The organism is Desulfotomaculum sp. 1211_IL3151 (assembly GCF_036763075.1).
Classification (GTDB): domain Bacteria; phylum Bacillota; class Desulfotomaculia; order Desulfotomaculales; family Desulfotomaculaceae; genus Desulfotomaculum.
Window position 1 is genome coordinate 182708 of sequence record NZ_JBAIYV010000041.1, and the last position, 7918, is coordinate 190625.

Annotated in this window: 11 protein-coding genes; 9 read left to right on the forward strand and 2 right to left on the reverse strand. The window is 42.9% G+C overall.

Annotated elements, in window-relative coordinates:
* Positions 1-7 precede the first annotated feature (7 nt).
* From V6C11_RS11785 to V6C11_RS11810, 6 genes are all read left to right on the forward strand, one after another.
* Positions 8-820, forward strand: coding sequence for a formate dehydrogenase accessory protein FdhE (locus V6C11_RS11785; RefSeq protein ID WP_333531357.1), 813 nt, complete (start codon positions 8-10; stop codon positions 818-820).
* Between the two features lie 36 nt (positions 821-856).
* Positions 857-1612, forward strand: coding sequence for a twin-arginine translocase subunit TatC (gene tatC, locus V6C11_RS11790; RefSeq protein WP_333531358.1), 756 nt, complete (start codon positions 857-859; stop codon positions 1610-1612).
* A 381-nt stretch (positions 1613-1993) separates the two neighbouring features.
* Complete coding sequence (locus V6C11_RS11795) at positions 1994-3502, forward strand: sodium-dependent transporter (RefSeq protein ID WP_333531359.1); 1509 nt, start codon at positions 1994-1996, stop codon at positions 3500-3502.
* Positions 3492-3590, forward strand: coding sequence for a MetS family NSS transporter small subunit (locus tag V6C11_RS11800; protein ID WP_333531360.1), 99 nt, complete (start codon positions 3492-3494; stop codon positions 3588-3590). The genes V6C11_RS11795 and V6C11_RS11800 overlap by 11 nt, the downstream gene beginning before the upstream one ends.
* 128 nt (positions 3591-3718) lie before the next feature.
* Positions 3719-3862 carry a hypothetical protein gene (locus V6C11_RS11805; RefSeq protein ID WP_333531361.1) on the forward strand — a complete coding sequence of 48 codons (144 nt, stop codon included), beginning with the start codon at positions 3719-3721 and terminating at the stop codon, positions 3860-3862.
* A gap of 33 nt (positions 3863-3895) precedes the next feature.
* Positions 3896-4021, forward strand: coding sequence for a hypothetical protein (locus V6C11_RS11810; RefSeq protein ID WP_333531362.1), 126 nt, complete (start codon positions 3896-3898; stop codon positions 4019-4021).
* A gap of 30 nt (positions 4022-4051) precedes the next feature.
* Here the strand turns inward: V6C11_RS11810 and V6C11_RS11815 are convergent, their stop codons facing one another.
* Positions 4052-4294 (reverse strand): hypothetical protein, encoded by a 243-nt coding sequence (locus tag V6C11_RS11815; RefSeq protein ID WP_333531363.1) that lies wholly within the window; start codon positions 4292-4294, stop codon positions 4052-4054.
* Between the two features lie 141 nt (positions 4295-4435).
* On the opposite strand from V6C11_RS11815, the gene V6C11_RS11820 reads away from it, so the two are divergent.
* The 3 genes from V6C11_RS11820 to V6C11_RS11830 are packed head-to-tail and all read left to right on the forward strand — an operon-like array spanning position 4436 to position 7499.
* Positions 4436-5416 (forward strand): acyl-CoA dehydratase activase-related protein, encoded by a 981-nt coding sequence (locus tag V6C11_RS11820; RefSeq protein ID WP_333531364.1) that lies wholly within the window; start codon positions 4436-4438, stop codon positions 5414-5416.
* Positions 5413-6513 (forward strand): CoA protein activase, encoded by a 1101-nt coding sequence (locus tag V6C11_RS11825; RefSeq protein WP_333531365.1) that lies wholly within the window; start codon positions 5413-5415, stop codon positions 6511-6513. Before V6C11_RS11820 ends, V6C11_RS11825 begins: the two co-directional genes overlap by 4 nt.
* Positions 6513-7499, forward strand: coding sequence for an acyl-CoA dehydratase activase (locus tag V6C11_RS11830; protein WP_333531366.1), 987 nt, complete (start codon positions 6513-6515; stop codon positions 7497-7499). Before V6C11_RS11825 ends, V6C11_RS11830 begins: the two co-directional genes overlap by 1 nt.
* A gap of 191 nt (positions 7500-7690) precedes the next feature.
* On the opposite strand, the gene V6C11_RS11835 is transcribed toward V6C11_RS11830, so the two are convergent.
* Positions 7691-7918: transposase (locus V6C11_RS11835; protein ID WP_333531367.1), on the reverse strand; the 228-nt coding region annotated here is incomplete at its 5' end.

Here is a 7918-nt window from a genome sequence, read left to right on the forward strand (position 1 = left end):
GGCTCTAATGGGAACAAAGAAAAGCACTGAAAAACTGGCCAACTTTTATTTAGAAGTAATGGAACAGGAACATGATATAGCATCATTAGAGTGGAAAGCGGATATTGATCATCAACAAATGAACCGGTGGTCCCAGGGTGAGGCTGCTTTGGCCCTTGTCCCGCCGGTCATAAATGCAGAAAAGATATTTGCACGGCTGCTAGCTGTGGCCCAGGCCTGCCAGAAATGGCAGGCTGGTCCCCAGCCAGTTTCCGATGAGTTTATCAATGGGCTAAAGGGGTTAAATTCTTTCGAGGAAAAGAATTTAATCGAGGCATTATTTTATTTAGAAGGAAACAAGTATGAATGGGCCAAGAGGTTAGCAGTGCCCTTGGGTCTCCTTGACTTTATTGCTTTAGCTACCTTCAAACCAATATTAAAGGCATTTGGGGAAGGGTTCTTAAAGCAAATTGATTTGGCGGAATGGAATCATAATCACTGCCCGGTTTGCGGTGATCAACCCACCATGGCGAAGCTCGTGGGGAAGGAAGGTCATCGAAAACTCTATTGTGGACGCTGTGAGACGGAATGGCGATTTAAGAGAATAGGCTGTCCCTATTGCAAGGATGAAAACTCTTCGCAAACAACATTTATAACGCTGGATGATTGTAAACAATATCGTGTTTACCTGTGTGATAGATGTAAAAGCTATCTAAAGACAGTGGATGAGCGAGTTGCCGGGGAAGTGGATTTGTTTTGCGAGGATTTAGCCACTGCAGCATTAGATGAAATAGCCCAGTCTGAGGGGTATCAACGGGGCGATCAGAGACAGCAAGCATAAAACTAGGCTAATTCACTGCACAGGGGGGTAGCTAGTTTGCTAGAAGAAAAAGATCAAACGATGATTGAGCACATGGAGGAACTACGCCGGGTGCTAATCATCTCTTTAGTTGCTACGGTAATTATGGCTGGTGTTTGCTGGTTTTTTAGCGATAGAATTCTCGAAATTGTTCTTCAGCCGGTTCTTGCCACTGGCAATAAAATGCATTATATCGGTATCTTAGAAGCATTAATGACGAAAATTAAGCTTTCTTTCTTCCTAGGATTTCTTGCGGCCCTGCCGGTTATCCTATGGCAATTTTGGGCATTTATTATGCCGGCCCTACTCAAGACTGAGAAGATTTATTTTACCATCTTTGTCATCGTATCCTATATTTTTTTTATTGCCGGTATTTTATTTTCCTTTTACACCGTCTTTAGCATTGGTGTTAAATATCTGTTGCACTTTGGCGGAGAAGAACTATTACCGATGTTAACCATCGGTAACTATGTATCCTTTGCCATGATGTTTATTCTGCCCTTTGGGGTGGTTTTTGAACTGCCTCTGGCAGCTTTTATACTGGCCCAACTGGGAATTATCGACTATCAGTGGATGGTAAAGAAAAGGAAAATGGCCATTCTCTTCTCGGTGGTGGCAGGTGCAGTTTTGGTTCCCTCACCGGATATCATCACACCGTTAATGATGGCTGCCCCAATATACTTGCTCTTTGAGTTAAGTGCTTCGATTATCAAGCTCGTGGAATGGTTAAAGAAACGTAAAGCTAAGAAAAAGGCATTGGAGGAGCAGGAATAGCCCTCCGCCCTCCGTTGGTATTTGGGGGCGGCCTTTGGTCACCTGCTCTTCGTTTTTCGTCCTCTGCAAGACCGAATCGTTTCGGTCTTTTTTTATTTGCGGCTATTCCATGGTGACATTGAAATAACAAAAACCCCCAGTCGAACAGAAAAAAAGCGGACGGTAAAGGGCCTTGTCTAAAAACCTGACGCGATAAAACATCAGCACTCCTTAGACGTGTCAATAATTTGTACATGAAATCAAGCAGGTGTTTTTTAAAAAGTGTAGAAATTAAGAAATTAAACATTTGTGCAGTAAATTAACACATGTATATAAGGGGGGTGTCCCTGGGAGAAAGGTGTTATGTGGATGCATTATATTTGTTTTTAGGAGGAGTTTAAGTTGGCACAACGTGAACAATGGGGAAGTCGATTTGGATTTATTATGGCAGCGGTTGGATCTGCCGTAGGCTTAGGAAACATTTGGCGATTCCCCTACATGGCCGCTGATAACGGCGGCGGTATCTTTTTTCTTTGCTATTTATTTGCATTATTAACTGCTGGGATACCCATTATGATTTTAGAGTTTGGTATTGGTCATAAGTATCGTGCTGGTGCGCCCCTCAGCTTTGCTAAGATGAACCGAAAGTGGGAATGGCTCGGTTGGTGGCAGGTTCTCGTATGCTTTTTCATTGCTGTATATTATGTTGTGGTTATTGCCTGGGCGATTTCCTTTACGGGTTTTTCCATTACCCAAGCCTGGGGAGATGCTCCCAAGGACTTTTTCTTTGGCCAATACTTGCAATTAACAGACAGTCCCTTTAATCTAGGCGGTATTAATACGCAAATCTTATTACCCCTTGCACTAGCTTGGGGCATAGCCTTTGTTGCCCTCTACACCGGGGTTAAGTCCGGTATTGAAAGAATAACCAAGATCCTTATCCCGGTTCTGTTTTTTATGGTAGTATTTATTGTAATCCGCGGCGTAACCTTACCTGGTGCAGCAGCCGGCTTAAACTTCCTGTTCGAGCCTGATTTTAGCAGAATCTTTGATTATAAGGTTTGGACTGCAGCCTATGGCCAAATTTTCTTTGATTTAAGTATTTGTTTTGCAATTATGATTACTTATTCCAGTTATCTGCCCAAGAATTCTGATGTTGTGGGTAATGCCTTCACAACCTGCTTAACGAACTGCAGCTTTAGTTTATTGGCTGGTATGGCAGTATTTAGTATTTTGGGACATATGGCTTTAACCCAGGGCGTTACCGTTGAAGAAGTTGCCACTGCCGGAGTGGGTTTAGCCTTTATCACCTTCCCTGCGGCCATTAGTACCCTTGGCAGTGCCGCTCCATTCTTTGGGGTACTATTCTTCTTAGCTCTGGCCTTTGCAGGAATTACTTCCTTGATTTCCATTAACGAAGCAGCCATTGCTAGTATTATGGATAAGTTTGATATAGAACGGAAAAAAGCTACCATCATCTATACAGGCACAGCAGCTCTTTGCAGCCTTCTATTTGCTACTGGCGCAGGTCTTTATATTCTTGACATCGTTGACCATTTTGTAAATAACTTTGGCATTGTATTTGGCGGCTTAATGCAAGTTCTCTTAATCGGTTGGTTGTTTAATTTAAAATCCATCAAGGAGCATATCAATCCCATATCCGACGTTAAAGTTGGTAACTGGTGGCTCTTCTCCATAAAAGTGCTTACACCTCTGGTTGCAGGTTACACCGGCATTATGACACTTATTGCGGATATTCAAAAACCCTACGAAGGATATCCACAGGATGCTTTATTCTGGTTTGGTTGGTTTGTCCTAATTGTCATAGCTGTTGGTGGCTGCCTCATGGCTTCTGTCAAATGGAGAAATGAACAATCGCTCGTTAAAGGAGGCGTTACTGGTGACAGGTAGTGCGATTTTTATGATGGTATTGGCGATGATATTGTTGTGGGGTGGGGCAGCCTATTTCCTGACCATGGCCATGAAAAGAAAATTTTAAATAGGATGGAAAGCTCTGGTTAGACCAGGGCTTTCTTTTTTCTTATCAGCGACCATTTTTTTATTAGTATATTTGGGTGTCATGAATCGCACATTAATAATGCAGTCTAGCCTAAAAGGAGGGGTTCCGTGAAAATAAAAGCTAAAAAACAAAGAGCCTTCAACACCAGTACCATGACTTCCAGCAGCAATTATAATGAGCAAAACGCAGAAGAAATTGCCGAAGAAATTGGTGTTGCGGAGAATCACACGGCAAAAAAGAATCGTAAATAGTTTGGCTAATTTAACAAGTGGGAGGGAAAATGAATGTCTAACAAAAGAAAAGATCGGGGAATGTTAGAGGAAACGGTGGAAAAATCGAAAGAGATGATGCAAGAACTGGGTACGGAACTTGGTTTAACGGAACAGCCTAAGGAGAGTAAACGTAAATAACCCAGAGATTAAGGCCGGGGAAACCCGGCCTTAATCTCTGGGTATAAATCCAATGGTTTTTTGTTTTTTGTTGCTAATGGGTTTTAACTTGGCTAATACATAGACCTCTTTTTGTTCCGCTTGATTAAAATACATACTTACAAAGGAATAATCTTCTGCCAGTAATTTGTTTGCTTCCTCGATGCCAATGACCCTAGTCAATTCGGTCATATAATTACTGTTCCCTACTGAAATGCCGCCCGTTGTTCCAGAATTGCAGGTGCTGCAGCTCATGACAAACCTCCTCCTTGGCTTTATAAGGAAATATATTTTATTTTATTAAATATATTATAGCAAGTTTTATAAAGGAAAGCATAGCCAAGAGAAATTTTGCCAATAATATTAGATGGAGCTGTGCAGGAGGAGGATATATGAATGTCTGTTCGGGTAGGAATACCTAGGGCTTTACTTTATTATTATTATTTCCCGTTATGGAAGGAATTCTTAGAACAACTCGGTGCGGAAGTTGTAGTTTCTGCTCCCACCACCAAAGGGATTCTTACCAGAGGGGTAGAGCAATGTGTGGATGAAGCATGCCTGCCAATAAAATTAGCCTTTGGACATGTGCAAAATCTAGCGGATAAGGGTGTAGATGTTATATTTTTACCCCGAATGGTAAGTGTGGCCCAGCGGGAATATATTTGCCCGAAGTTTTTGGGATTTCCTGATATGGTTCGGCAAAATATTAAGAATTTGCCGGTGGTCATGGATACTTCCTTTAATTTAAGGAAGAAACAAAGCGATGTAACTGATTTTGTTCAGCGGGTAGGAGCCTATTTTGGCAAAGGCATATTTAAATCCCGTCTAGCCTTTGGTGTTGCCTTAAGGAAACAAAAACAATATCAAGACCTGTTAGAACAGGGCCTGTTTCCAGAGGAAGCCATGGCTATTTTAGAAGGAAAAGAACCAAAGTCAAAAAATATCAACACGGACCTAACCATTGCTGTGATTGGCCACCCCTATAATATTTATGACCCCTTTATCAGTATGAATTTGCTAAATCGATTAAATAAAATGGGGGTCAAGGTACTAACAGCGGATCATTTGACAGAACAGAAAATTGAACAAGGGGCGGCAAAGCTCCCCAAAAAACTATTTTGGACCCTTTCCAAAAAAATAACCGGAGGGGCTTTGCATTTTCATGAAAAATCCACAGTGGACGGGATTATTCATGTGGCTGCCTTTGCCTGTGGGCCAGATTCAATGACCGGGGAATTAATTGAAAGATTCATTAGACGGGAAGGAAGAATGCCCTTTTTAAATATTAATTTAGATGAACATACCGGCGAGGCAGGTATTATTACCAGGGTGGAAGCCTTCTTGGATATGGTGCGCTGGAGGAGGGCGGTGGGATGAAGGTAACTTTCCCGCATATGGGATATATGTATGTATCATTACGGGGATTGTTAGAATTTTTAGGTATCGAAGTGATTGTACCTCCACCTTGCAGTAAAAGGACCCTCAACCTGGGAGTAAAACATTCCCCGGAATTTGCCTGTCTGCCAATGAAATTGAATGTGGGTAATTTTATTGAGGCCAGTGAACTGGGTGCCGACACGATTATGATGGCAGGTGGCTGTGGCCCTTGCCGTTTTGGTTATTATGCATATGTCGAAAATGAAATATTAAAGGACTTGCACGTAAATTTTGACTTAGTGGTAATGGAACCACCGGAGAAACATATCGGTGAATTGCTGGGGAGAATTAGAAAAATCACAGGCAACCAACCCTGGCTTAGGGTGATACAGGCCTTAAGGTTTGGTTATCTCAAGGCCAAAGCTGTAGATGAGATCGAGAAACTGTCCTATCAAAAACGTCCCAGAGAATTGGTCCATGGTGCCACAGATAACGCTTTGCAACAAGCCATTCATGAAATCGATCGAGCTAAAACACCAAAGGATTTAATCCTGGCGCAGGCTAAAGCCAGGGAAATCATGGCGGCGGTAGGGATTGATAGGGAGCGTCCGGTTTTAAAGGTAGCCTTGATTGGTGAAATTTACACTCTCTTAGAACCCTTTGCCAACGTTAATATTGAACGTCATTTGGGATATTTAGGTGCTGAGATCGATCGATCGATGATGCTAAGTGAATGGATTAATGATCACTTGTTTATGGGATTAATTAGAAATGCACCCAGCTCCGCAAGGTTTAAGAAGGCAGCACCCCCTTATTTAAATCATTTTGTTGGTGGACACGGTGAGGAAACAGTAGGGTCTGCTGTCTGGTATGCCCAACAGGGTTTTGCCGGGGCTGTGCAAATTTTGCCCTTTACCTGCATGCCGGAAATTGTAGCCCAAAGCATTTTGCCAAAAGTAAGTGAGGAAAACGGCATACCGATTATGACACTGATAATGGACGAACATTCTGGTGAAGCCGGTATGATAACAAGGTTAGAGGCATTTATTGATCTGTTAAAGAAGAAAGAGGAATATAAGGAGGCATTAACATCCTAGTGAAAGGCTATCTGGGAATTGATGTTGGTTCTGTAAGTACGAATATAATTTTTATGGATGATCAGGACCATATTTTGCAAAGTTTATATCTGCGCACCAACGGCCAACCAGTGGCTACTGTTCAAGATGGCCTAAGGCAAATAAAAGAGAAACTCCCCGCCCATGCAGTGGTCAGAGGTGTTGGAACCACCGGCAGCGGTCGGCAGCTAACAGGCATTGTAGTGGGATCAGATGCGGTTAAAAATGAAATTACGGCCCATGCGGTGGCTGCCTCCCAGCTGGTTTCAGGTGTCCAGACAATACTGGAGATTGGTGGGCAGGATAGTAAAATTATCATCCTCCGTAACGGAGTGGTGACGGATTTTGCTATGAATACGGTTTGTGCGGCAGGAACGGGCAGTTTTTTGGATCAACAGGCCAGCCGCCTAAATATTTCGATTGAAGAGTTTGGTGATATTTCCCTCCAGGGTAAAAATCCCGTACGTATTGCCGGTCGTTGTGCAGTTTTTGCTGAATCGGATATGATTCATAAACAACAAATGGGCTATAATCTTGATGATATTTTAGCTGGCCTCTGTGAGGCCCTGGTACGAAACTATTTAAACAATGTGGGAAAGGGTAAAGAAATACTGGGACCTGTGGTTTTCCAGGGTGGTGTTGCTGCCAATGCAGGTATGAAGAGAGCCTTTGAAAGTGCCTTGGGTCTGGAAGTACAGATACCGAAGTACTTTAATGTGATGGGGGCAGTGGGTGCAGCCCTGTTGGCGAAAGATGCAGTCTCTAAGGGAGTGCCCACCCGTTTTAAGGGCTTTGGCGTTGCCGAGATGGAGTATAAGGCTGGCAGTATTGAATGCAATGGTTGTCCAAATCTTTGTGAGGTTATTGAAATGACTGAACAGGGCCAAGTAATTGCCCGCTGGGGAGATCGTTGTGGCAAATGGTCCAATGCTTTAGCAACTGGGGAGGCTGCCGGACATCGCGCCTAAGGGTAGGAATAACGAATGAAATGGGGCTGTCGCAAAACGTTTAATTGAAAACGTAGGGCGACATGCCCCTTTGTTATTTGTGACATAAAAATTATTACATCTACGAAAGTGAATTTTACCATTTAGGCCCCGATTTGGGCACAACAAAACAAGGGAAGACCTTCCCCTGTGAATAACTTTTCGTTTTTTGTTTAGGCGGCCTTGGGAATATGTAAGTATGCTCCACAGCGGTTGGCTCGGATCTTGTTGTGGAGTTTTTTTATGTTGAATGCAGTAGCCAACAAGATTAGTTCAGTCTGTACTTTTACCTGTCCTCGCAGGAGAAAACGTCGAAAACCCATGTCCTGTTTCAGTACGCCAAAAGCACCCTCGACCTGGATGGAGCGATTGATCCGCAAGAGAATGCCTTCGTCAGTATT

Coding starts and splice junctions, on each gene's coding strand:
- V6C11_RS11785 (WP_333531357.1), top strand. CDS start 8: ATGGGAACAAAGAAAAGCACTGAAAAACTGGCCAACTTTTATTTAGAA.
- V6C11_RS11810 (WP_333531362.1), top strand. CDS start 3,896: ATGTCTAACAAAAGAAAAGATCGGGGAATGTTAGAGGAAACGGTGGAA.
- V6C11_RS11815 (WP_333531363.1), bottom strand. CDS start 4,294: ATGAGCTGCAGCACCTGCAATTCTGGAACAACGGGCGGCATTTCAGTA.
- V6C11_RS11820 (WP_333531364.1), top strand. CDS start 4,436: ATGTCTGTTCGGGTAGGAATACCTAGGGCTTTACTTTATTATTATTAT.
- V6C11_RS11825 (WP_333531365.1), top strand. CDS start 5,413: ATGAAGGTAACTTTCCCGCATATGGGATATATGTATGTATCATTACGG.